The organism is Thioalkalivibrio sp. AKL19, assembly GCF_000420165.1.
In the GTDB taxonomy this organism is placed as follows: Bacteria; Pseudomonadota; Gammaproteobacteria; order Ectothiorhodospirales; family Ectothiorhodospiraceae; genus Thioalkalivibrio.
This window is the reverse complement of record NZ_ATUK01000010.1, coordinates 196,462-219,002: the sequence shown is the minus strand read 5'-3', so window position 1 is coordinate 219,002 and position 22,541 is coordinate 196,462. Positions and strand designations below refer to the sequence as shown.

The window sequence follows — 22,541 nt, the reverse complement described above, 5'->3', positions numbered from 1 at the left end:
GGGTCGCTCCGATGTTGAAACGTGGTCCTACTCTAGCGCGCCACGCAAGCGGGTGCCCTGAAGGCGCTCAGGTTTTGTCCAGAAGATCCTCCAGAGGTTCGGGGCGATGGAGTCCGTAGCCCTGGGCGAAGTCCACCCGCAGTTCGCGCAGCCGAGCAATGGTCGGGGCGTCCTCGGCGAATTCGGCGATGGTCTGTTTGTCCAGCAACCGGCTGATGCTGTGAATGTTACCGACCAGAGCACGGTTCACCGGGTCCTGATCAATGCCGCGCACGAAGCTGCCGTCGATCTTCAGGAAGTCGACCGGCAGGGTCTTCAGATAGGCAAACGATGAGAGTCCCGAACCGAAGTCATCAAGGGCGAAGCGACACCCCATGGCGCGTAGATCACGTATAAAGCGGAGGGCGGCCTGGAAGTTGGAAATGGCCGAGGTCTCGGTGATCTCGAAGCAGAAGATGGACGGCGGCAGGTGGTGCAGACTGAGCTGGTTCTTGATGAACGGCAACAGGCTTTCATCGCCAAGCGTGCCGCCCGAGAGGTTGATCGCGCAGTGACGGATGCTGTGTTCGCCGTGCTTAACGATATGGGCAGCCACCATCGAGAAGGCGCGGGTGATGATCCAGCGATCGACGATGCTGATCAGATTGAAGCGCTCGGCCGCCGGGAGAAACACGCCGGGTGCGATCAGGTTGCCTTCCGCGTCGCGCAGCCGCACCAGGATCTCGAATGCCAGTCCCTGTTGCGGAGATTCCGGTGACGGATCCGCCAGCGGATGGATCTCCTGCGCGAACAGGACCAGCCGGTCGTGTTCCACGGCCTCCGAGATCTGAGTGGCCCAGTCCATTTCGCGATGATGCTGCTGGAGGTCGGCATCGTCGCGATGGAAGACATGCGAGCGGTGGCGGCCCGCGTTCTTCGCTGCATAGACGGCCATGTCGGCGCGGCTCAGCAGCTCGGCCACGGTTTGGGCCCCGGGGCGGAATTCGAGGATGCCAATGCTGGCGCTGATGCGGAATATGCGCTCCTCCCAGCTGAAGCGGAATTCGTCCAGCACGGAGTGGATGGCATCCGCCACGCGCCGCGCATGCCCGACATCACAATGGGCGAGGATCACACCGAACTCGTCGCCGCCCAGACGGGCCAGCAGGTCGGTTTCGCGAACCTGATCCAGCATCAGACTGCCCACCTGGCGGATCATCTGGTCGCCGGCGGGATGGCCGGCAATGTCATTGACCACCTTGAACTGGTCGAGGTCGATATAGAGCAGCGTGTGATGTTCGGACCCGGTCGGGTTTTCCGGCCCCGCGACCAGTTGCTGCAGGCGGTCCTCGAACATCCGTCGGTTGGGCAACTGGGTCAACGGGTCGTGTGTGGCCTGCCAGGAGAGCTGGTTGGCCAGATCGCGCGCATGAGTGACGTCGTGGAACACCAGGACGACACCCGTGATCTCGCCGTCGCGCGCGCGGATGGGGGCAGCCGAGTCCTCGATGGCGAACTCCTCCCCGTCCGTACGCAGCAGGATCGTGTGATTGGCCAGGCCCACGATGCGTCCTTCGCGCAGACAGCGTGCGACCGGATCGATGGCCGGTTGACGCGAGAATTCGTTGAGAATCCGGAAGACTTCGGTCAGTGGCTTGCCACGGGCGCTTTCGTTGTCATGGCCGGTGAGGTATTCGGCCACCGGATTCAGGAAACGGACGCAGCCTTCGGTGTCGGTGGTGATCACGCCATCGCCGATCGAGGACAGGGTGACCTGGGCGTGTTCCTTCTCGCGGAACAGGGCCTCTTCGGCCTGCTTGGTCTGGGTGATGTCCTGGACCACGCCGTACATCCGCATGGGCTTCCCGGCGGCATCACGCAAGGTGTTGCCCTGGCCCAGAACCCAGCGGATCTCGCCATCCGGGCCGCGCAGGCGGTGTTCCACCACATAGCGCTCACCGGTCTCGAACGCCGAGTGGATCGCTTCGCGCACCCGTTCGCGATCCTCGGGCAGGATCTGATCCAGGTAGCGCTGGAAGGAGATGTCCGGGTCATCCGGTTCCACCCCGAACAGGCGATAGGTCTGTTCGGTCCAGATCACACGGTCACTGGCGATGTTCCACTCCCAGCTCCCGATCCCCGCATAGGTCTGCGCCAGATGCAGACGCTGTTCGCTGGTCCGCAGGGCCTCCTGTTCCGCGACCAGGCTGTCCGTCATGCGGTTGAACGCGCCGGCCAGACGCCCGATCTCGTCGTTGCCCGTGACCTCTGCACGCTGTCGGGTCTCGCCGGCGGCGATGCGCTCGGCGGCGTGGGTCAGCAGGCTCAGGCGTCGGCCGAGCACGCTGTACAGCAGCCACCACAGTGCAATGAACGCAGCCAGCAGCACGGGGCTCATGAGTGCGGCTGACTGAAGGGCCGCCTCGCGCGCCTGAGTGAACGGGTAGGACAGGTCCCAGACGAGGATGATCGCACCTGAAGGACTGGGTCCGAGCCGGGCGGCCGGCCCGATGATCTCGAGATGGGCGACGGCGATCAGGGCGGTGCTTTCGGGGACGTGTCGTACCCGTGCCGCGCGCTGTGCGCGTGCCGCTGACAGGAGGTCGCGGATCGGTTCCTCGAGTGCAGTGGTGTCAACCCCCTGCCGGCTGTTTATCAGAGGCTGCCCCACTGTACTGCGATCCAGGGCGGCCAGAACCCGGTCCTGGTCGTCGATGACCCGTGCCAGGCTGACCCGTATATCCGGACCCAGGGCGGCAACCTCTTCCTGGACTCGGGCGGTATCGGACTGGCTGATGGCGGCTTGTACGAGGCGCTGTAGACGGCTGATCTCGGTGGTCAGTTCGCGCTCGGCATTCGTCAGGATGGCTTCCTTCTGGTCTTCGATCAGCGCGACCGTGTAAAGCGTCGCCAGGACCAGGGCCGCCACGAACAGCAGGAGGGGCAGTGCGACATTGACCGGGAATCGGTAGAGCCAGCGGGTCATCCAGCATGCCCCGTCGACCCGGCGGGGCATCCCGCCGATTGTACGACCTGGTCATCGAACAGGGTGTCCAGTTCCACAACCCCGAACAGAAGATTATTCTTGCGCATATGCTCGACCAGCCGAGCGGTGGTGTCTTGCAGCATTTGGCCCTGGTCCGCCAGGGCGCGGCAGTTGTCCGCGAGCGACGGAAATTGCACCCCGTCCAGCGCCTGCTGCAGGTGCTCCGGGGAAAGCTCGGTATGACGCGCGATGATCGTGCGCGCATCCACGGGGTCCTGTTCCAGATGGTTCAGGGCCCGAAACCAGGCGTTCACCAGGTCCGCCAAGTGTCTCCGGTGGATTTGCAGGGCCGAGCGATGTGCGACCAGTACGTCGACGATCTCGCCCGGGATGCGGGTGCTGTCGAACAACTCCACGGCCCCTTCCTGCAACAGGCGGCTGCGGATCGGTTCGAAGGTGGCCAGGGCATCGACTTCGCCGCGGCGGAAGGCCTCCGCATGGCGTCCGGCATCCACTCGAATCACCTCCACCGCGTCGGCATCGAGATCGGCGTGCTCCAGCCCGCGTGCCAGCAGGTAAGCGGTTGCGGCCGAGTTCTCGACTCCAACGCGCCGACCTTCGAGTTCGGCGAGCGTCCCGATGCCCGGGCGGGCCAGGATGCTGTCCGCACCGTGGGAATAGTCCATCAGGAGGATGACCCGGATGTCGTGCCCATCGGCACGCAGCAGCAGGGCTTCGTCCAGTGTCAGCGCGGCCACATCGACGTTGCCGTTACGGAATGCCCGCAGGGATTCGGTGTTGGACGTGAAGTGAGCCAGCCGGATTTCGTCGCGCGGCAGTTCACCCCGTTCCAGGGCGATGTTCAGGGGCTGATACCCGATCCACTCGATGGTGGCGACCCGCAGGGGTGGTTCGTCGCGAGTCCCGCACGCGGCCAGTAACAAGACTGCTGCGACCAGAACAATCGCGGCATGCCGCCACCACGGGGACACGACGACCTTGTGACGGGATCGCCGGATCATTGAATTCACCATCAAGGGTCCTGGTTCGGGGGTCACCTGGCCGCGAGTCCTTTCGCCATCCGTGAGAAACATCGAGAGAGATGCCACTGGTCTCGAGTATCCCGACGGCGAAAGCCCCCGTCAACGACGGGGCGATTGGGGCCTAGTTGTAGCGGTCGGTGAAGGCGCAGCGGCCCTCGGGTAGCCAGTCCGGGAAGTCGTAGTAGCGCGCGAGCACGGGCTCCAGGACGCGATCGTGGTAGGCGGCGTAGTCGAAGCCGCGGCCCTCCGCGAGGGTCCAGTCGACGCCGCGGATGGTGACTTCGCGTATGCGCACCTCGTCGAAGAAGGGCTCCACATGCGCCGGGTCCAGCTCGCCGCGGGTGGGGACGTAGAGCAGGTTGGCACCGTCCAGGGCGCGGAAGTCGGTAAGCAGGTCGTCCTGGCGGCCATAGTGCGAGCCGGGGCCGAACACCCCGACCTCGCGGCCGGCGTAGTAGCCCAGTACCGCCGAGCGCGAGTAGCTGCGGGTGAAGACGTGCCAGTCCGCGTCGTATTCGCCCACCACCCCGGCCACCGATTCCGGGGCCAGGTAGAACACGGCGTCGGCGTAGCGGTCCTGGCCCTTCAGCCATTCCACCGGCATCAGCGCGAGGGTCAGGATCGCGACGGCGTGCAGCATCGCCAGGCCCCCGGAGAGCCAGACGCCAAGCGTCAGCGAGCGTCGGGCCAGGAACAGCGCGGGCAGCAGCAGGAAGGGCGCGAAGGCGGCGAGCCAGTGCAGCCCGATGCTCTTGAACGGGGCGAGCAGGGCAAACAGGATCAGCGGGATCAGCCCGGCGGAGAGGAACACGCCCAGTTGGTGCTCGCGGATGCCGGCGGCCAGGGCGCGCCACTGGCGGGCGTAGAACCACAGCAGCCAGGGCGTGAACAGATAGACGAGCAGGATCGCGTAGGTGAGCCAGTTGCCCGGATCGAAGCCGCCGTCGCCATGCCGGTTCACGACGTTGAACATCACGTTGTACCAGCAGTTGTCCCAGTTCCAGTACAGGTTGAGGGCGACCGCCGGCACCACGCCGAGGATGATCAGCAAGAGGCCGCGCCAGTGCTGCCGCGCGAACAGCAGGATGTGCAGCCCCAGCGCGATGCCCAGGAGCACCGCGAAGTACTTGGACAGGAACGCCAGCCCCAGGGCCAGCCCGGCGAGCAGGAAATAGGCCGCGCGCCCGGTGCGCAGCGCCAGCCAGGCGAGGCCGGTGGCGAGCAGGGCGAACAGGATCAGCGGGGTGTCCGTCGCGGTGATGACCGCGATGAAGAACAGCGGCATGAACAGCGCCAGCAGCGAGACCAGGCGCGCCCGGACCGGATCGGTATGTCGCCACCAGAGAAAGACCGCAAGCGCCGGGGCCATCGAGGCGAAGATGCCCAGGGCGCGGATCGCCAGCGGGTGGTCCGACAGCGGCAGGGTGGCGCCAAGCCACCAGCCGATCATCGGCGGGTGGTCGTAATAGCCCAGATCCGGGTGATGGCCCCAGATGAGGAAATAGGCCTCGTCGCCGGTGATCGGCAGCGCCCATGCCATGCCGATCTTGACCAGCAGAACGGCCAGCAGGATCGCGCCGTAGTGGCGCGCGAGCCACGGCCACGAGTTGGGTGTCGGTCTCACTCGGGGGTGTCCTCCAGGGCGGGTCCGTGGACGCGCCGGAAGCGGCCCCGACGCAGCCGGTAGCCGCTGCGGGCCAGCTCCAGCATTGGCTGGTCGGCGTCGCTGTCGCCGTAGGCCGCGACCAGGTCCACCGGCTCCTTCGGGCGCAGGGTCGCCAGCCAGGCGGCGATGGCGGCCGGCTTGGCCGCGCCCCGGCAGTTGGTACCGTCGAGGCGTCCGGTCACGCGTTCGCTGTCATCGACCGCCAGGCGCGAGCTGACTACGCCGGCAAGGCCGTGGCGCTCGGCCCAGGGCTGCAGCCAGAGATCCAGCGAGGCGGACACCAGCACGCAGTCATGGCCCGCGGCCTGGTGGGCCTGGATCGCGCGCATGCCCGCCGGGCGCAGCAGCCGGTCCAGGCGGCCCTCGGCGAACTCGCGGCCCTTTGCCTGCAGGTGGGCGAGGGTCTCGCCGGCCAGCATGCGGGTCAGCACGGCCTCCTTCGCGTCCTGGTTGGAGAGGCGCTTCAGCGCCAGGCCGGTCAGGGCGGGGAGGCAGTCCGGCAGGCGGCGCAGGAATTCCACTGTCCCCAGTGCGTGGCGCAGGAAGGGGAACAGGCTGTCGCGCCGGGTCAGGGTGCCATCAAAATCGAACAGCACGATCTGCCGCGCGGGGCCGGGCCGGGTGGAGGCGGACATGGCTAGGGAAACACTGATCCATGTACACGCTCGCGCTCGAGTCGCTTTTGCGTGCGAACAAGGCGCGGTGACTGGCGTGCAGTCATTCTGCACAAGGGAACCGCAACGCCGTTCCCACGCAAAAGCGGCCGAGCCCCTGCATTCAATCGCTTGTGGGGTTGGCACCCCAGGTTCCCCGATCCTGCGTTGCGGCCCTTGCCGGTAGAACCACTACCGGCTGCGCACCGCGCCTGGTCTCGGCAAACCTGGGGTTCCAACGCGAGTGTGTACATGGATCAGTGTTTCCCTAGAGCTTGAGGCGCTTGAACAGGTATTCGGGGATCAGGCGGATGATGGTCATGATGACCCACCACTTGCCGGGCAGGTAGGCCACGTCGCGGCCACGGTGCATGGCGCGGATGATGCCCCGGGCGACCGTTTCCGGTTCGGCCCACAGGGCGCCGGCGCGGTTGAAGCCCTCGGTCATCGGGGTGCGCACGAAGCCGGGTTTGAGCGTGACCACGTCCACACCGCTGAAGAACAGCCGGTTGCGCAGGCCCTGCAGGTAGATCGCGAGCATGCCCTTCGCCGTGCCATAGGCGTAGTTGCTCTGGCGCCCGCGGTCGCCGGCGACCGAGCCGATGGCGGCGATCACGCCCCGGCCGCGGGCCTCGAAGTCCGGCGCGATGCGGGCGAGCAGGGCGATGGCGCTGGTGCCGTTGACGTGGATCGCCTCGAGGGTCTCGTCCACCGAGGCGTTGCAGGCGGCCTGGTCGGGCAGGGTGCCCCAGGCCAGCAGCACGCTGTCCACCTCGCCCAGGGCCTCCTGCGCCTGTTGCCAGATGGCCGCGTGGCCGTCGATGTCGGCGAGATCCGCCGTGGCGCCGAGGATGCGGGCGCCGTCCGGGTCGTCGCCACGCACCCGCAGGTCGGCCAGCAGGGCCTCCAGCGCCTCGCCGTCGCGGGCCACGCAGAACAGCCGGGCACCGGTGTCCACCAACTCCCGCGCCACCGCGGAGGCAATGGCCGATGTGGCACCAAAAAGGACAACGTTCTTCATTGGGTTCATGCAGTCACCCTGCGCCAGAAGCCGGAGGAGAATTCGGGGTCCACATACTCGGCGAAGGCCTCCCAGCGGGGGAACCCCTGGCGGAAGACGTCGGTCGGCATGCGTGCGTCCTTCGCAGGGTACAGGGCACCGCCGGCCTCCTGCACGATCGCGTCCAGGCGCGCGAACAGGCGTTCGGTGTCGCGGCCCTTTTCCGGGAAGTCCAGCGCGAGCGTGGCACCCGGGCGCGGGAAGGACAGCAGGCCCGGGGCGGCGCGGTCGCCGAAGGTCTTGAGCACCGCGAGGAACGAGCCCTGGCCACTGGCGGCGATGGCATCCAGCAGGGCCTGCACGCCGTCCTTTGAAGCCGCCGGCGGCAGCACGCACTGGTACTGGTAGAACCCGTTGTGACCGTAGATCCGGTTCCAGTGCCGGATGGCGTCCAGCGGGAACAGCCAGGGCAGGTGATGGACCGCGCGCGGGGTCGCGTGTACCGGCTGGCGGTAGTAGAGGTGGTTGAACGCGCGCAGGGTCAGGCGGTTGACCAGCGACACCGGCGGGTCCAGCGGGATGCTGCGGCGGCGTTCGTGCCAGGCGTCCTTGCGCGGCGCGGTGGTCGCATGGCGCCCGCCGCTGTAGATGCCGCGACCGACCCGGCCGCCGGCTCCCGGGTTCAGGCAGTCGATCCAGGCCACGGTGTAGGGCCACTCGCGCTCGGACTGGGTGTTCAGTTCCCAGAACGCGTCCAGCGAGTCGAAGCGCTGCGACCAGGCGCGCATCCAGGCGCTGCGGATCGGGGCCAGCTGCAGGGTCACGGTCTCGATCAGGCCGGTCAGGCCCAGGCCGCCGACGGTCGCGGCGAACCAGTCGGGTGTGTTCTCGGGGGTGACCTCCAGCACCTGGCCATCGGAACGACGCAGGGTCAGGGCGCGTACATGGTCGCCGAAGCTGCCGGCCTGGTGGTGGTTCTTGCCGTGCACGTCATTGGCGACCGCACCCCCCAGGGTAACGAAGCGCGTGCCGGGCACCACCGGCGGGAACCAGCCGCGCGGCACGGCGAAGCGCAGCAACGCATCCAGCGATACCCCGGCCTCGGCCGTCATCCGTCCCGTGGCCGCGTCGAAGGCCACGAAGCGATCCAGCCCCGGCGTGTGCAGCAGCGAGGCCTCCGGGTTCAGGCAGACGTCCCCATAGCTGCGCCCCAGGCCGTGGGCGAGCAGAGGCCGCGGCACATCGGGCAAGGCCCGACCGCGCCAGCCCAGCGCGACCTCGGCGGCGTGCTCGACCCGCGGGATACGGTTCCAGCTGGCGGTCATGCAAGGCCTCCGGCGCCTTTCCCGTACCCGTCATTGCGAGGCCCCGCAGGGGCCGCGGCAATCTCCAGAAGCTGTTCCCGGCATTGGGGGATAACTCGCTGCACTCGCCCTTCGGGCCGGCCTGCGGCCGTTCGACGCGCTACGCGCTTTTGTACCCCGGCCCCTGCGGGTCCTCGCAATGACGGGGTTGTGGAATGTCGGTTGCGCACGACGATGTCGGGATGGCACCAGGAGAATCTTGCGGACCCTGCGGCTCTGTGGCTTCGAACCTGTAGGAGCCCGGCCCTCCGGGCGATTGGGGCATTGGTTGCACCCCATCGGCCAGGGGGCTGGCCTCCTACAGGGCTTCGCCATGACGTGGTGAGAGCGAGGCGCCTACGCATGGTGCTCGTCCGGGAGTTCGCGGCCGCGGGCCTCGGGGTTGGTGCCCAGCGCGATCAGGCCGAGGATCACCGCGAACCACAGCGTGGTGAAGCGGATCAGCATGGTCGCCGCGACCGCATCGGCCGGTGGCATGTCGGCCCATAGCAGCAGGGCGATCATCACCGCCTCGGTGCCGCCGAGCCCCCCCGGCAGGAAGCTCAATGCGCCCGCCAGCATGGCCAGGGCGAACACGAACGCGGCAAAGGCGAACGTGGCCTCGAAGCCCATGGCGTTGAGGATCCACCAGAAGGCCAGGGCCTCCGCGCTCCAGGCGATCACGCTGAGCACGGTGGCGCCGGCCAGCAGGGCGGGCCGGTGGCAGCGCCGCGCCTGCAGCAGGACGGTAACCAGATGGTGCAGGGTGCGCCACAGACGCTGGCCCGGGCGGTCGCTCACGGTTTGCAGCCACGCCAGCGGCCGGCGCCAGGCGAGCACCACCAGCGCGGCCAGGATGCAGGCGGCACCGATCAGGATCAGCCAGGTGCCCTGCGCGACCAGGGTCAGCCCCAGCATGGACAGCAGCACCACCGCGATCAGGTCGGACAGGCGTTCGGAGACGAACGCCGCGAAGCTGTCGGGGTAGGGTACGTGGCGACGTTTCAGCAGCACCCCGCGCAGGGCCTCCCCGGCCTTGACAGGGGTGGTGGTCAGGGCAAAGCCGGCCACGTAGATGTGCAGGCTCGCGGCGGCCGGGACCGCATGGCCCAGGGTGTGCAGGTACAGCTGCCAGCGGGTGAAGCGGAGGCTGTAGTTCACCAGTGAAAGTGCCAGGGCCAGCAGCAGCCCCCCGACGCCCACCAGCTTGAGGGCGCGCCAGACCTCGTCGGCCCCCGCCCACAGGGCGACCCCGAGATAAAGGGCGACGGCCACGATGATCGAAAGCACGAGCCCGCGCAGGCGCCAGCCGGAGAGCCGGATCGTGCTCATGCGAGCACGGCGATGGTGACCCCGAGCCACACCGCAACGGTGGCCAGCAGGTGGGGGTCGGTGACCAGGTCGCGCGAGGTGTCGTTGCCGCCGCCGCGGGCGTGCAGCAGGAACAGATAGCGGAAGATGCCGTAGATCACGAACGGCAGGGTATAGATCAGCCCGTCGGTGCCGTGCAGGGCCATGGTCTCCGCGCTGACGGTGTACAGGCCATAGGCGAGTACCGTGCAGGCGGCGCTGATGGAGGTGAACTGATCGAGCAGGCTGAGGCTGTAGTCGTCGAGTACGCGCCGCGGCCGATCGGCGTTGCCGCGGCGTTCGATGGTGTCGTCGGCCAGCTCCGCGCGGCGCTTGGCGAAGCCGAGAAACAGCGTCAGCATCAGGCCGCACAGCAGCAGCCACTGCGAGGGCTCGATGCCCAGGCCCAGGGTGCCGGCGAGGATGCGCAGCATGAAGCCGGCCGCGATGCTGAATACATCAAGGATCACGATGTGCTTGAGCGACCAGGAATAGGCCACGTTCAGCACCAGGTAGGTCAGGATCAGCGCGATGACCCAGGTGCTGACCATCGCCGCGAGGACCAGCGCGAGGACCGCCGCCGTTGCGAAGATCGCCCAGGCGGTGGGGACGCTGATCGCACCGCTGGCGATGGGGCGGTCGCGCTTGGTCGGATGCTGGCGGTCGGCCTCGACGTCGACGATGTCGTTCAGCACGTACACGGCGCTGGCGATCGCGCAGAAGGCGAGGAAGGCGAGACTGGCCGCCAGCACCGTGCCGGGTTCGCCCCACTCGTGCGCGAACACCACACCGAGGAACACGAACCCGTTCTTGATGTACTGGTGCGGGCGCAGCAGTTTGATCAGCGAATACAGCATGCAGGCGTCGGTCGTGAAGGTCGTTGCAGTCTACTGACGCACTCGATGCGTTACCATCGGCGGCGCTGAAGCGCGCCCGTGCTGCGCGCCCTGATCCCCATGTTCTGACTCGCAGGAGAACTGTCATGTCCCGTATCGCCCGATCCTTTCTGCCCGCCGTCCTGCTGGCCGCGGCCGGGCTTGTCGCCGGTTGCATGTCCGGCGGTGGCCCGGAGCCCGAGTTCGCCGAGGGTCAGCCGTTCCCCGAGCGCACCCTGAACGACCAGCACGGCAATCCGGTGGAGCTGCCGGGCGATGCCCGCGTGATCCTGAAGACCGTGGAGGCCGCGCCGGCTGGTGTGGCCAATGCGGTGCTGGATGGCATGGGCGCCGAGGCGCGCGATGCGCTGGGCATCATCTACATCGCCGATATCCACGAGATGCCGCCGCAACCGATGCAGAACGTGGTGCTGCCGCGCATGCAGGCACGGGACTATTCCATCGTGGTGACCTCCAGCGCGGCCGATGCCGGCTTCCTTCCGCATGAGCGCGAACAGGTGACCGTCGTCCTGCTGGATGGCGAGGGCGTGGTGACTGGCGTCAGTCACGCCGGTAGCGAAGAGGCCCTGCAGGAGATGCTCGACAATGCCCGCGACTAGGCGTCGCGCATGACGGGCCCTCGTCGGGCCCGGGCCTGACATGGCCTTCTTCCTGGGGCTGCTGACGGCCCTTGGATTCGGCGCCGGGGACTTTTTCGGCGGCCTGGCCTCCCGGCGTATCCCGGCACTGGTGGTGGCCTGCTATTCACAGATCCTGGCCACCGTCGCGCTGCTGGTGATTGCCCTCCCGCTGGCGGGGCTGCCGGGCACCCAGGCCCTGCTCTGGGGGGGTGCCTCGGGGCTCGCCCTGGCCCTGGGGCTTCTGGCCTACTACCACGGCCTGGCCGAGGGCTCGATGGGACTGGTGGCCGCCGTGACCGGTGTGATCTCGGCCCTGGTCCCGCTATTGGTCGGGCTGGTGATGGGCGAGCAGCCGGGACCGCTGGCGCTGGCCGGGGTCGCCGCTATCGTGGTGGCGATCGGGATGATCTCGGGCGGGTCCCGCAAGGCCAGCCCGCGACGTCTGGACGAGCCCGTGCGCGGCCTGATGGCGCTGGCCCGGGGCGAGCACCCGGTGCGCGGACTGGTGGACGCGACCATTGCCGGGGTCTGCTTCGGCCTGGTCTTCGTCTTCCTCAACGAGGCCGAGGCGGGTTCGCCGCTTTGGCCGGTGGTGGCCACGTCGGCGGTGGGCGCGGCGGCCTTGCTAGTGGTAATGCTGATCCGCCGCCCGCAGACCGGGATGAGCCGGTCCACCCTGGTGCTGCTGTCGCTGGCCGGACTGTTCCAGGCGGCGGCCACGCTCGCGTTCGTGGTGGCCGTGCGCATGGGGCTTTTGTCGATCATCGCGGTGGCCGGGGCGCTGTCGCCGGCCCCGACCGCGCTGATGGCGCGCTTGTTCCAGGCCGAGCGCATGTCGCGGGTGCAGCTGACGGGCTTCGTCTTCGCGCTCGCGGGCATCGTGCTCATCGTGCTGGGCGGGCCCGGGTAGTCAGCGGACAAGTCTGCTAAGTTGGCCGCGTGAGCCAATCTACAGGAGGTGCCAGGTGTCGGAAGATCCAGAACCGGAAGTCGTGCGCAGTGAGGTGAGCGAGCCCGCCGCCGGGCCGCGCAAGGACGTCACCATGGTCACGGTGGTCTACGTGCTGTATCTGGTGAGCTTCCTGACCGCGCTGACCGCCATCGCCGGCCTGATCATCGCCTATATCAAGCGCGGCGAGGCCGACTCGGTGAGTGTCTCGCACTTCACCTACCAGATCCGCACATTCTGGATCGGGCTGTTGTTTGCCGTGATCGGGGTCATCACGTCCCCGATCGGTATCGGGTTCCTGATCTTCCTGGCCCTGATCATCTGGATGTTGGTGCGCTGCATCAAGGGCCTGCTGGCCAACAACGACAACCGTGCCATCGAACAACCCGAAACCTGGCTCTGGTAAGCGGTTTGTGCCGTTCCGGTGCCGCGTTCGCGAATGCGTGAGCGGCTGGAGCAGTACCAGGTCCTGATCTACCTGGTGACCATTACCCTGGGGCTCTTCCTGGGGGTGTCCGCGCCGGGGGCCAGCGAGTGGCTGGATGTGGTGCTCTGGCCCGTACTCGGGGTGCTGCTGTACGCCACCTTCACGCAGACGCCGCTGATCCACCTGGGCGAGGCGTTCCGCGAGCCGCGCTTGCTGCTGGCCGCGGTGATCGGCAACTTCGTGGTGATCCCGCCGCTGGTCTGGGCGATCCTCCAGGTGGCGCCGGGTGATCCGGCGATCCTGCTGGGGATCGCCCTGGTGCTCCTGGTGCCCTGCACCGACTGGTTCATCACCTTCACCCATCTCGGCGGCGGCGATACCCGCCGCGCCATCGCCTTCTCCCCGATCTCGTTGCTCATGCAGCTGGCCCTGCTGCCGCTGTACCTGTGGCTGTTCTTTGGCGGCGAGTTCACCCTGGCGCTGGCTGGCGAGGACGTGCTCAAGGCCTTCGCGGGGCTGATCCTGGTCCCGCTGATCCTCGCCTATCTGACCGAACGCTGGGCCGGCGACGACCCCGGCCGCGGGCGTCTGACCGCGGGCCTGGCTTGGCTGCCGGTCCCGTTGCTGGCGGTGGTGGTGTTCATCATCGCGGCCTCGCAGGCCAACACTGTGCGTGACGGGGCCGACGTGCTGCTGCCCCTGCTACTGATCTTTGCCGGTTTCCTGGCGGTCGCGGCCCTGCTGGCGCGGGCGCTGGCCCGGGTGTTCGACCTGCCGGTGGCGCAGGGGCGGGTACTGGCGTTCAGCCTCGGCTCGCGCAATTCCTTCGTGGTGCTCCCGATCGCCCTTGCGCTGCCGCAGGGGCTGGAACTCGCCGTAGTCGTGGTGGTGTTCCAGTCCCTGGTCGAACTGGTCGGCATGGCGGTGTACCTGTGGTGGATCCCCCGGCACCTGTTTCCCGGTCGCCAGCCCGCCTGAGGCGGTGCTTCCGAGCCCCGTATCTTCCGTATCGGATCGACCCTCAAGCACGTGCAGGCGGGATGTCGGCGGCCGATACCGCCATCCGCGGAGGCGATCATGGCTGGAGCGCTTCCCGGGCGCGTAGTGCGAAGGGTGGGCGTCGTGCGCCGCCAGGCTGGACACAAGACTTGTTCCGCGGGTCGCGCCTCGTCCGAGCGCGGGCCTCGGCACGGGGCCGCGCGGGGTGGCCGGCTGACCGGGACGGGTTCGACCGGGGTCAGCGCTCCAGGTACTGCAGTTTGTTCTCGACGCCGTCCCATTCTTCGGCGTCTTCCGGTGGGTCCTTGCGCGCGGTGATCACCGGCCATGTGCGGGCCAGCTCGGCGTTGAGTTCTATGAAATGAAGCTGGTCCTCTGGCACGTCGTCTTCCGGGAGGATGGCTTCGGCCGGGCATTCGGGTTCGCACAGGGTGCAGTCGATGCACTCGTCCGGATCAATGGCCAGGAAGTTCGGGCCTTCATGGAAGCAGTCGACGGGGCAGACCTCGACGCAGTCGGTGTACTTGCACTTGATGCAGTTATCGATAACGACGAACGTCATGGTGTTTCTCCCTTGTAATTCAGTCTTATGACCGGTCGTTTCCGCTGACCGGTCGGGCCGTGGCGCCACCAGCCGGCAGGATTTCGCCGCATTGTAACGCCTCCCCCGCGGCTGTCGGGAATCCCGGGCGAACCCTGGCCACATTCGGGGGGGCGCACCAGCGCCCAGCCGATGGCCACGGCCCCTGCGGGACCTCGCAACGACCGGGTCATTCGGGGTCGCGCAGGGCCTCCTTCATCCGGTACAGCGCGTCCAGGGCCTCGCGCGGGGACATCTCGTCGGGATCCAGGGTGTCGAACAGGGCCTTAAGGGCGCGTTCTTCCGGGGTCGTTTGTGGTTCCGGTTCCGGATCGCTTGTTACCTCGGGTGGCGCGGGCGTGAACAGGCCGAGCTGGGGCGAGTCGGTGGCGGCCGCGCGATCCTCCAGTTCGCGCAGGTGGCTGCGCGCGAGCTTCAGCACGTCGGCCGGAACACCGGCGAGCTGGGCGACCTGCAGGCCGTAACTCTGATTGGCCGGCCCCTCGCGGACCTGGTGCAGGAACACGATGCTGTGCTCGTGTTCCATGGCATCCGTGTGCACGTTGGCGACCGCCGGTTCGCGTTCGGCCAGCGCCGTCAGCTCGAAGTAGTGCGTGGCGAACAGGGTCAGGGCGCGATTGTGGCGCGTCAGGCGTTCGGCGCAGGCGAGCGCCAGGGCGAGGCCGTCGAAGGTGCTTGTGCCGCGGCCGATCTCGTCCATCAGCACGAGGCTTTCGGGGCCCGCGTTGTGCAGGATATTGGCGGCCTCGGTCATCTCCACCATGAAGGTGGAGCGCCCGGAGGTCAGGTCGTCGGAGGCCCCGATGCGGGTGAAGATCCGGTCCACCGGCCCGATCTGCGCGCGCGCGGCTGGCACGAAGCTGCCCATGCAGGCCAGCAGCACGATCAGCGCGGTCTGGCGCATGTAGGTGGACTTGCCGCCCATGTTGGGGCCGGTGATCACCAGCAGCCTGCGCTCTTCGGGGTCCAGCCCGGTGTCGTTGGCGACGAAGGGCGCATCCAGGCCGGCCTCCACCACCGGGTGGCGACCCTGTTCGATGCGGATGCCGGGCGTGTCGACCAGTTCCGGGCAGTGCCAGTCCAGGCGCTGGGCCCGCTCGGCCAGGCAGGCGAGAGCATCCAGTTCGGCGAGCGCGTCCGCAATCACGCGCAGGCGCGGGGCGCGACCCTGGAGCTCGGCGATCAGGCCATCGAACAGGGCGCGTTCGCGGGCCATGGCCTGCTCGCGGGCGGAGAGGATCTCGTCTTCGAAGCGCTTGAGTTCCTCGGTGGTGTAGCGCTCGGCGTTCTTCAGCGTCTGGCGGCGCATGAAGCGCCCGGGCAGCTCCGCCGAGCGCGTGCGCGAGACCTCGATGTAGTAGCCGTGCACCCGGTTGTAGGCGACCTTCAGCGTGGGGATCCCGGTGGCCTCGCGCTCGCGCGCCTCGATCTCGCGCAGGAACGAGTCGGCATCGTTCTCCAGTGCGCGCAGGCGATCCAGCTCGGCATCGAAGCCGGCACGGATCATGCCGCCGTCGGTGACCCGCAGCGGGGGCTCCTCGACCAGCGCGGCGGCCAGGGTCGCGCTCAGCTCGTCTTCCGGGGCCAGGGCCTCGTGCAGCGCCTGCAGGGAGGCCGCGCTGGCGGCCAGCGGGGTCAGGGCCTGGTGCAGGGGCGGCAGGCGTTCGAGACTCGCGAGCAGGGCGGTCAGGTCGCGCGGCCGGGCGCTGCCGAGGACGATGCGCGACAGGATGCGTTCGACATCCGCGCTGCCAGAGAGGGCGTCGCGCAGGGACGTCGTCGCCCCCGACTCCAGCAGGGCGGTGATTGCGGTCTGGCGCTCGCGGATGATGACGCGGTCGCGCAGTGGCTGGTGCAGCCATTGCAGCAGCCGGCGTGAACCCATCGCCGAGCGGGTGGTGTCCAGCAGGGCCAGCAGGGATCCGTGGCGTTCGCCGCCCAGGGTGCGGGTCAGCTCCAGGTTGCGGCGGGTGGCCGGGTCCAGCACCAGCATCTGGCTGCGCAGCTCGTGCGCCAGGCCGGTGATGTGCGCGAGATCCCCGCGATGGCGGTTCTGCACGTAGGCGAGCAGGGCACCGGCAGCGGCGATGCCGAGGTCGAGGCCGTCGCAGCCAAAGCCGGAGAGGTCGCGGGTGCCGAAGTGGGTGGTGAGAACGCGCCGCGCGGAGACACCGTCGAAATGCCAGTCGGCGTGGCGCTGCGGGGCGAAGCCCTCGATCCCGGGGATGGGCGCGGCCTGGTCCGGGATCAGGCATTCCACCGGGTCCAGCCGTGCCAGTTCGGCGGCCAGTTCCGTCGCGTCGCGCACCTCCAGCAGGCGGAACTGGCCGGAGGCGAACTCCAGGCTGGCAATCCCGTAGCCCTCCTTGCGGCCCTTGATTGCGGCCGAGCTGGCGGGACACACCGCGACCATCCGGTTGATGCTGCGGGCGTCCAGCAGGGCCTCCTCGGTGACCGTGCCGGGGGTGACGATGCGCACGACCTCGCGCTTGACCGGGCCCTTCTGTTCTCCGACGGCGCCGGTCTGCTCGCAGATGGCCACGCTCTCGCCCAGTTTTAGCAGGCGTGCGAGATAGCTCTCCAGGGTGTGCACCGGGATCCCGGCCATGGGGATCGGCTGCCCGGCGGACTCGCCGCGCCGCGTCAGGGTGATGTCGAGCAGGCCGGCGGCGCGTTCGGCGTCGTCGTAGAACAGCTCGTAGAAATCGCCCATGCGGTAGAGCAGCAGCGTGTCCGGGTACTCGGCCTTGATGCCGAGGTACTGCTGCATCATCGGGGTGTGGGCGGAAAGGGGTTCGGCAGTGCTCATCGGTTCGGCGACGCTCGATCCGGGCAAACGCGCAGTATACGGATGCTGTGTGATTCTTGGCAGGTGGGTCAGCGTGGCCGTGGTTGTGCCACACTCTTGGCAGGGTAACTGACGCGACGCCAGGGAGGAGGGGAGCATGATCGGCGAAGAGGACCGACGCGATCACCGACGGATGCAGGTGAATGCCAGGGCGCGGATGACCTGGCGTTCCAGTGGCGAGTCCGTCTCCGTGCAACTGGAGGACCTGTCGGCCACGGGCTGTGCGTTCGTGGTCCAGCGCGAGACCGATCCCGGGGTCGACGTCAGCGTGGCCGTGCCGAGCCCGGATGGCCGGCTACCGGGACTGGAGCGCCAGGGTCGCGTGGTGCGCTGCGACGCCGTTGACGCCGCCGAAGGCGGCGGCTGGCGGGTTGCCGTCGCCTTCGATCCGGAGGGATGATCGCCTCATGACTGCCGAATCCAGCACCACCCTCCTGAGCCTGCGCGAGGCCGATGCCCCCAGCCTGTCGGCCCTGGTGTACGAGCTGGGCGAGCGCCTGATGGCGAAGGGCGAGCGCCTGTGTACCGTGGAATCCTGTACCGGTGGCGGCATCGCCCAGGCGATGACCGACATCCCGGGCAGCTCGCAATGGTTCGAATGCGGCTGGGTGGCGTACTCCAATACCGCCAAGACCGCGATGGTCGGGGTCCCGGCCGAACTGCTCGAGGAATACGGCGCGGTCAGCGAGGCCGTGGCCCGCGCGATGGTCGAGGGCGGCCTGGCCCGCAGCGGCGCGACGCACGCGCTGTCGGTCACCGGCATCGCCGGACCCGGTGGCGGGACCCCCGAAAAACCGGTCGGCACGGTCTGCTTCGGCTGGCAGACGCGCGGCCAGGCGGCGCGCGTTGAAACCCGCCATTTCGCCGGTGAGCGCCACGAGGTGCGCCTGCAGTCCATGCTCCACGCCCTGGGGCAGCTGCTTGCCCACGAGGCGAGCTGACGCCCCGGGGAATACCTCCTCATCCCGGTCCCCGGGCCGGCGTGCTCCGAACCCGGTCAGATTCCGGACCGGGTGTTCATGGCCCGGTGAACGGCAAGCCCGGAAAAGACTGCCCCGGCCTATTGGGACGCGGGCGCGTCGCGCCCGCGGGCTTCAGCAACGCAAGTCCGTCACAGACTTCGCTTTCGCGTCCGGACTTCGCGCCGGACCGTGAGCGGCTGCAACCTCCCGGCACTTCTCGCCTGCGGCCTCCTCGCGGCGGGCACGGCGTTCACGGCGCCCTGGATGGCGAACAGGCGAAGCGCTGCCGCGGGGTATATGTTGATTGTGTGGAGATCACGGACACCGGCGCGCAGCTGCAGCATGCCGGGTGCAGTCGCATTGTGCGGCGGGTCCGGGCGGACGCATGGGCGAGGGAAGGATGAGAGGGAACCGCGTATCGGGCAAAGGCCGCGGGTTTGCCAGGCTGGCGATCCATGCGGTGGCATTGCTGCTGTGGCTCGCGGCCGGCGGTCCGCTGGCCTGGGCGGACGAGGATCCGCTGCCGGAGACACCGGAGACACCGGAGGCGGCAAGCGTAAGCCCGGCGGAAGTGGATGCACTGGAGAGCGATCTCGCAGCCTTTCGTGAGCGTCTGCCCGAAATGCTGGATGCGGTGGATACGCAGGAGGCGGAGGCGTGGCTGGCGGCCAGTCCGCTGGAGGAACTCGAGCAGCACAGTGCCGATGAAGAACGCGCCGAATCCGAACGGGCCGTTTGGGATGAGGCCCGGGAGTACGAGCAGGCCGGCGTCGAACGGGTGCAGGGGGCGGTCGATCGCGCGGCCACCGCCCGGGCATTGCCCGAGCGCCTGGACGAGCTGGAGCGGACGCTGGCAGGGATTGGCGAATTTCCCCGCGGGCTCGGCGACGAGGTCTCGATCCGGCGCCTGGAGGAGGGCCTGGAACGGCTCGGGCGCGACCGCGAGCGTCTGGAGACCGAGTTCGATGATCAGCGCGTGCGCCTGTCGCAACTGGAGGAGCAGGCCGAGGTCCGGGCCGAAACGCTGGAACGCCTGCGCCGGGAGCGTCAGGAGTTGGAGGACGAGCTGCGCCCCCTTGCCGAGGGGGGCGACTGGGAGGCCGCAGGAGAGGCGGTGCAGCAGGCCCGGGTGAGGCGGGCGGATGCCGCCTTGCTGGCCGCCCGACTGGACGCCGACACTCTGCCGCCGCGCGTGCAGGCCCTGCGCCTGCTGGTTCGCGGCCTCGAACTGGAGCAGCGCTGGCAGCGCGTCCTGCAGGGGCGGCTGGAGCGGCGGCTGACCGAGGTTTCCAGCGAGGAACTGCAGGGGCTGCGGGGCGCGTTACGTTCGCTGCTGGAACGCGAACCGGAGGCACGGCGGCACTACGAGTCGGAGATCGACGAGCTGCATGCGACATTCGACCACGTCGCCGAGGCCCAGGCACGGATCCGCACCCTGCAGCGGGAACGGGATCGCCTGCTCCGGGTGGAGCGCGAACTCGAACAATCCCTCGGGCATGTCCAGGAACGGTTGGAGATCAGTGGCCTGACCGAGGCGCTCGGCGGCGTCTTCCTGGAGGAACAGCGGCGACTGCGCGACCTGGACCAGGTGCGGTTCCAGCTGCGGGATGTGGAGCGCGAGCTGGCGCGATCGCAGTTGCGCACCATCAGCCTTCGCGAGCGCCTGGCGGCCATGCCGGACGACCGCGAGATGGAATGGGAAGCCCCGGTCCGGTCTACGCTGCGCGACCTTCTTCGCCAGGCACTGAATGTCGAACTGCACACCGAGGAGGCGCGCACCGAGCAGTTGCGGCAGACCGACCTGCGCCTGCGGTCGGTGGTGGAACTGGTGGAGGAGCTCGACCGTACCCTGAGCGAAGCCCTGCTCTGGTGGCCGAGCCACTCCCCGGTCGGGGCTGCGTGGCTGGAGCGACTGCCCGCCGCGACCAGCGCGCTGCTCGACCCGGATGCCTGGGCCGATTTGCGCGAGACCTTCCTGCGCGAGACGCTGCACCGTCCGCTGATTATTGGCTTTCTGCTCCTGGTGACGGGGCTGCTGTACCTCGCGGGGCGTAACATCCACCGCCACCTGGAACGCCTCGCGGAGACCACGCAGCATCGGTACACCGATCGAATCGGGGTCACCCTCAGGGCCCTTGGCTGGAGTCTGCTGCGCGCGCTGCCGGTGCCGTTCCTGTTGCTGTCCGTCGCATTCCAGCTGCATGCGGTGCCGGAAACGGGATTCGGCGTGGAGGTCCTGTCCCGGACCTTGATCACTGTCTCGGTATGGTGGTTCACGGGACACCTGCTGCTGCTGTTTATCGGTCGCAACGGTGTCGGCACCACGCATTTCGGCTGGTCCGAGCCGTTGATCACCCGCCTGCATCAACACCTGCACTGGTTCCTTCCGGTGCAGACCTTCCTGTTTCTTCTGGTGGCGCTGACCTTCGGGCATCCGAGCGATGCGGTGTTCGATCTCTACGGGCGCGTGGCCTTGCTGGCGGTCATCCTGAACTTCGGTGTGCTGGCGTGGCTGCTCCTGGCCCCGAACCGCGCCAGTGGCGAACCGCTGATGGACGAGCGCCGGCGTCTGCTGCTGCGAGGGGTGGTCGTGATCGGCGTGCTGGCCCTGGTCACGCTCGCCCTGGCGGGCTACCTCTATACCGTCGCCGAGCTGCTGAGGCACCTGATCGGTACCGTGGTCGTGCTGATCGCGGTGGGCCTCGGCTATGGGCTGGCGGCCCGCTGGCTGCTGCTGGGCGAGACCCGGCTGGCGCTGTTCCGGATCCGTGAACGGCGCGAACAGGAAGGCATCACCGAGGGTGCGAGTGGCGGCGAGGCCGGGGTCGATGTGCCCGAGCCGCGACTGAGCATGGAGGACGTGAATGCCCAGAGTCGCACGCTGCTGCGGGTGGCGGCCCTGGGCGGCACCCTGGTCGGGCTGCTGTGGGTATGGTCGGATATCCTTCCGGCCCTGGCCTGGCTGGACGGCATTACGCTCTGGTCGCGCACCATCGAGATCGGCGAGAGCGAGATCACCACCAGCGTATCGCTGCAGGATCTGCTGCTGGCCACGTTCCTGGGGGTGCTGTTCGTGCTGGCCGCGCGCAACCTTCCGGGGCTGGTCGAGATCCTCCTGTCACGCAGCACGCGGATGGATGCCCCGGGGCGCTACACGTTCACGGTGCTGCTGCGCTACCTGATGGCCGTGGTGGCGGTGATCATGGTGTTCTCGCTGCTGGGGCTGCGCTGGAGCGAGATCCAGTGGCTGGTGGCGGCCTTGACCGTCGGACTGGGTTTCGGTCTGCAGGAGGTCGTGGCGAACTTTGTCGCCGGCCTGATCGTGTTGCTGGAACGCCCGGTGCGGGTGGGCGACACCATCACCGTTGGCGAATACAGCGGGACGGTATCGAAGATCCGGGGCCGTGCTACCACGATCGTCGACTGGGACAACCGGGAGATCGTCGTCCCCAACAAGACGTTCATCTCCGAGCATCTGATCAACTGGACTCTGAGCGACACCACCACGCGGCTGGTGATCCCGGTGGGGGTCAGCTATGCATCCGATGTCGACCTTGTCCGGGAGACCCTGCTGGAGGTGGCCCACGACGATCCGCACGTCCTGGCGGATCCCGAATCGGTGGTGTATTTCCTCCGGTTTGGCGACAGCGCCCTGCACTTCGAGCTGCGCGTGTTCGTGTGCCAGATGGCGGATCGGCTGGTTACGCTGAGCGGGCTCCACACCGCGATCATCAAGCGCTTCCGCGAACAGGGTATCGAGATCGCCTATCCGCAGATGGATGTGCATCTGAACAATCGAGATGCGGTCGGGGATCCGGCCGCCATGGACCCGCCGGCCTCCGGAAGTTCCGCACCGGGGAGCCCGCCGGCCGGGGGGTGACCGCCGGCGGCCACCGCGATCGAGCACGCCGGGGGCGCCTCGTTTGTCCATGGCGGATCACGGGTTGGGTCACTCTCCGCCCTGTGGGATACTGCGGCCCCGTATCCGCCCAAGGGAAACACTGATTAATGTACACGTTCCCGTCGGCACCCCAGGTTTTCCGAGACAAGGCGCGTCGTGCAGCGGGTAGTGGATCTACCCGCAAGCGGCGCAACGCAGGATCGGGGAACCTGGGGCGCCAACCCCGAAGGGGCTCGGCCGCTTTTGCGTGGGAACTGCGTTGCGGCTCCCTTGTGCAGAATGACTGCACGGCGGTCGCCGCGCCTTGTTCGCACGCAA

Annotated in this window: 17 protein-coding genes; 7 read left to right on the top strand and 10 right to left on the bottom strand. The window is 68.2% G+C overall.

From position 1 onward, the window contains the following. Nucleotides 1–67: 67 nt before the first annotated feature. From F817_RS0102960 to F817_RS0102925, 8 genes are all read right to left on the bottom strand, one after another. Nucleotides 68–2,965, bottom strand: coding sequence for an EAL domain-containing protein (locus F817_RS0102960; protein ID WP_024326249.1), 2,898 nt, complete (start codon nt 2,963–2,965; stop codon nt 68–70). After that, nucleotides 2,962–3,987 (bottom strand): ABC transporter substrate-binding protein, encoded by a 1,026-nt coding sequence (locus tag F817_RS0102955; protein ID WP_231369383.1) that lies wholly within the window; start codon nt 3,985–3,987, stop codon nt 2,962–2,964. The genes F817_RS0102960 and F817_RS0102955 overlap by 4 nt, the downstream gene beginning before the upstream one ends. A gap of 142 nt (nt 3,988–4,129) precedes the next feature. Then, entirely contained in the window at nt 4,130–5,632 is a 1,503-nt protein-coding gene (locus F817_RS0102950; protein ID WP_024326247.1) for a glycosyltransferase family 39 protein, read from the bottom strand. Beyond that, entirely contained in the window at nt 5,629–6,309 is a 681-nt protein-coding gene (locus F817_RS0102945; protein ID WP_024326246.1) for an HAD-IB family hydrolase, read from the bottom strand. The genes F817_RS0102950 and F817_RS0102945 overlap by 4 nt, the downstream gene beginning before the upstream one ends. A 286-nt stretch (nt 6,310–6,595) precedes the next feature. After that, complete coding sequence (locus F817_RS0102940) at nt 6,596–7,348, bottom strand: SDR family oxidoreductase (protein WP_369774201.1); 753 nt, start codon at nt 7,346–7,348, stop codon at nt 6,596–6,598. 5 nt (nt 7,349–7,353) lie between these two features. Further along, entirely contained in the window at nt 7,354–8,652 is a 1,299-nt protein-coding gene (locus tag F817_RS0102935; protein WP_024326244.1) for an FAD-binding oxidoreductase, read from the bottom strand. 375 nt (nt 8,653–9,027) lie between these two features. After that, nucleotides 9,028–10,002, bottom strand: a complete 975-nt coding sequence (locus tag F817_RS0102930; RefSeq protein WP_024326243.1) for a lysylphosphatidylglycerol synthase transmembrane domain-containing protein — start codon at nt 10,000–10,002, stop codon at nt 9,028–9,030. Further along, nucleotides 9,999–10,877, bottom strand: coding sequence for a decaprenyl-phosphate phosphoribosyltransferase (locus F817_RS0102925; protein ID WP_018950715.1), 879 nt, complete (start codon nt 10,875–10,877; stop codon nt 9,999–10,001). The genes F817_RS0102930 and F817_RS0102925 overlap by 4 nt, the downstream gene beginning before the upstream one ends. A 125-nt stretch (nt 10,878–11,002) precedes the next feature. Here F817_RS0102925 and F817_RS0102920 point away from each other — a divergent pair, with 125 nt between their 5' ends. From F817_RS0102920 to F817_RS0102905, 4 genes are read left to right on the top strand one after another with little or no spacing between them, the layout of a single operon-like run. Further along, a complete protein-coding gene (locus F817_RS0102920) occupies nt 11,003–11,515 on the top strand; it encodes a hypothetical protein (protein WP_024326242.1) in 513 nt (170 codons plus the stop codon). Nucleotides 11,516–11,555: 40 nt separating this feature from the next. Continuing rightward, nucleotides 11,556–12,446, top strand: coding sequence for a DMT family transporter (locus tag F817_RS0102915; protein WP_024326241.1), 891 nt, complete (start codon nt 11,556–11,558; stop codon nt 12,444–12,446). Nucleotides 12,447–12,501: 55 nt separating this feature from the next. Further along, nucleotides 12,502–12,891, top strand: coding sequence for a membrane protein (locus F817_RS0102910; protein WP_024326240.1), 390 nt, complete (start codon nt 12,502–12,504; stop codon nt 12,889–12,891). Between the two features lie 33 nt (nt 12,892–12,924). Next, complete coding sequence (locus F817_RS0102905; RefSeq protein WP_024326239.1) at nt 12,925–13,890, top strand: arsenic resistance protein; 966 nt, start codon at nt 12,925–12,927, stop codon at nt 13,888–13,890. Nucleotides 13,891–14,149: 259 nt separating this feature from the next. Here F817_RS0102905 and fdxA read toward each other — a convergent pair whose 3' ends face one another. Continuing rightward, on the bottom strand, nt 14,150–14,473 hold the full coding sequence (fdxA, locus tag F817_RS0102900) for a ferredoxin FdxA (protein ID WP_024326238.1): 324 nt from the start codon (nt 14,471–14,473) through the stop codon (nt 14,150–14,152). Nucleotides 14,474–14,681: 208 nt separating this feature from the next. After that, nucleotides 14,682–17,321, bottom strand: a complete 2,640-nt coding sequence (gene mutS, locus F817_RS0102895; protein WP_024326237.1) for a DNA mismatch repair protein MutS — start codon at nt 17,319–17,321, stop codon at nt 14,682–14,684. Nucleotides 17,322–17,457: 136 nt separating this feature from the next. Here mutS and F817_RS0102890 point away from each other — a divergent pair, with 136 nt between their 5' ends. From F817_RS0102890 to F817_RS0102875, 3 genes are all read left to right on the top strand, one after another. Further along, complete coding sequence (locus F817_RS0102890; RefSeq protein ID WP_024326236.1) at nt 17,458–17,760, top strand: PilZ domain-containing protein; 303 nt, start codon at nt 17,458–17,460, stop codon at nt 17,758–17,760. A gap of 7 nt (nt 17,761–17,767) precedes the next feature. Next, the gene (locus F817_RS0102885; RefSeq protein ID WP_024326235.1) at nt 17,768–18,301 is read left to right on the top strand and encodes a CinA family protein; all 534 of its coding nucleotides are present in this window, start codon (nt 17,768–17,770) and stop codon (nt 18,299–18,301) included. Nucleotides 18,302–18,722: 421 nt separating this feature from the next. Further along, nucleotides 18,723–22,202: a mechanosensitive ion channel domain-containing protein gene (locus tag F817_RS0102875; protein ID WP_081644440.1), complete on the top strand. Its 3,480-nt coding sequence runs from the start codon at nt 18,723–18,725 to the stop codon at nt 22,200–22,202. The last annotated feature ends 339 nt before the right edge of the window (nt 22,203–22,541 follow it).

Bases quoted from the DNA above. Each gene is read 5' to 3' on its own strand.
- F817_RS0102960 (WP_024326249.1), bottom strand. From the start codon at position 2,965: ATGACCCGCTGGCTCTACCGATTCCCGGTCAATGTCGCACTGCCCCTC.
- F817_RS0102955 (WP_231369383.1), bottom strand. From the start codon at position 3,987: ATGATCCGGCGATCCCGTCACAAGGTCGTCGTGTCCCCGTGGTGGCGG.
- F817_RS0102945 (WP_024326246.1), bottom strand. From the start codon at position 6,309: ATGTCCGCCTCCACCCGGCCCGGCCCCGCGCGGCAGATCGTGCTGTTC.
- F817_RS0102940 (WP_369774201.1), bottom strand. From the start codon at position 7,348: ATGAAGAACGTTGTCCTTTTTGGTGCCACATCGGCCATTGCCTCCGCG.
- F817_RS0102935 (WP_024326244.1), bottom strand. From the start codon at position 8,652: ATGACCGCCAGCTGGAACCGTATCCCGCGGGTCGAGCACGCCGCCGAG.
- F817_RS0102930 (WP_024326243.1), bottom strand. From the start codon at position 10,002: ATGAGCACGATCCGGCTCTCCGGCTGGCGCCTGCGCGGGCTCGTGCTT.
- F817_RS0102925 (WP_018950715.1), bottom strand. From the start codon at position 10,877: ATGCTGTATTCGCTGATCAAACTGCTGCGCCCGCACCAGTACATCAAG.
- F817_RS0102920 (WP_024326242.1), top strand. From the start codon at position 11,003: ATGTCCCGTATCGCCCGATCCTTTCTGCCCGCCGTCCTGCTGGCCGCG.
- F817_RS0102915 (WP_024326241.1), top strand. From the start codon at position 11,556: ATGGCCTTCTTCCTGGGGCTGCTGACGGCCCTTGGATTCGGCGCCGGG.
- F817_RS0102905 (WP_024326239.1), top strand. From the start codon at position 12,925: ATGCGTGAGCGGCTGGAGCAGTACCAGGTCCTGATCTACCTGGTGACC.
- fdxA (WP_024326238.1), bottom strand. From the start codon at position 14,473: ATGACGTTCGTCGTTATCGATAACTGCATCAAGTGCAAGTACACCGAC.
- mutS (WP_024326237.1), bottom strand. From the start codon at position 17,321: ATGAGCACTGCCGAACCCCTTTCCGCCCACACCCCGATGATGCAGCAG.
- F817_RS0102890 (WP_024326236.1), top strand. From the start codon at position 17,458: ATGATCGGCGAAGAGGACCGACGCGATCACCGACGGATGCAGGTGAAT.
- F817_RS0102885 (WP_024326235.1), top strand. From the start codon at position 17,768: ATGACTGCCGAATCCAGCACCACCCTCCTGAGCCTGCGCGAGGCCGAT.
- F817_RS0102875 (WP_081644440.1), top strand. From the start codon at position 18,723: ATGAGAGGGAACCGCGTATCGGGCAAAGGCCGCGGGTTTGCCAGGCTG.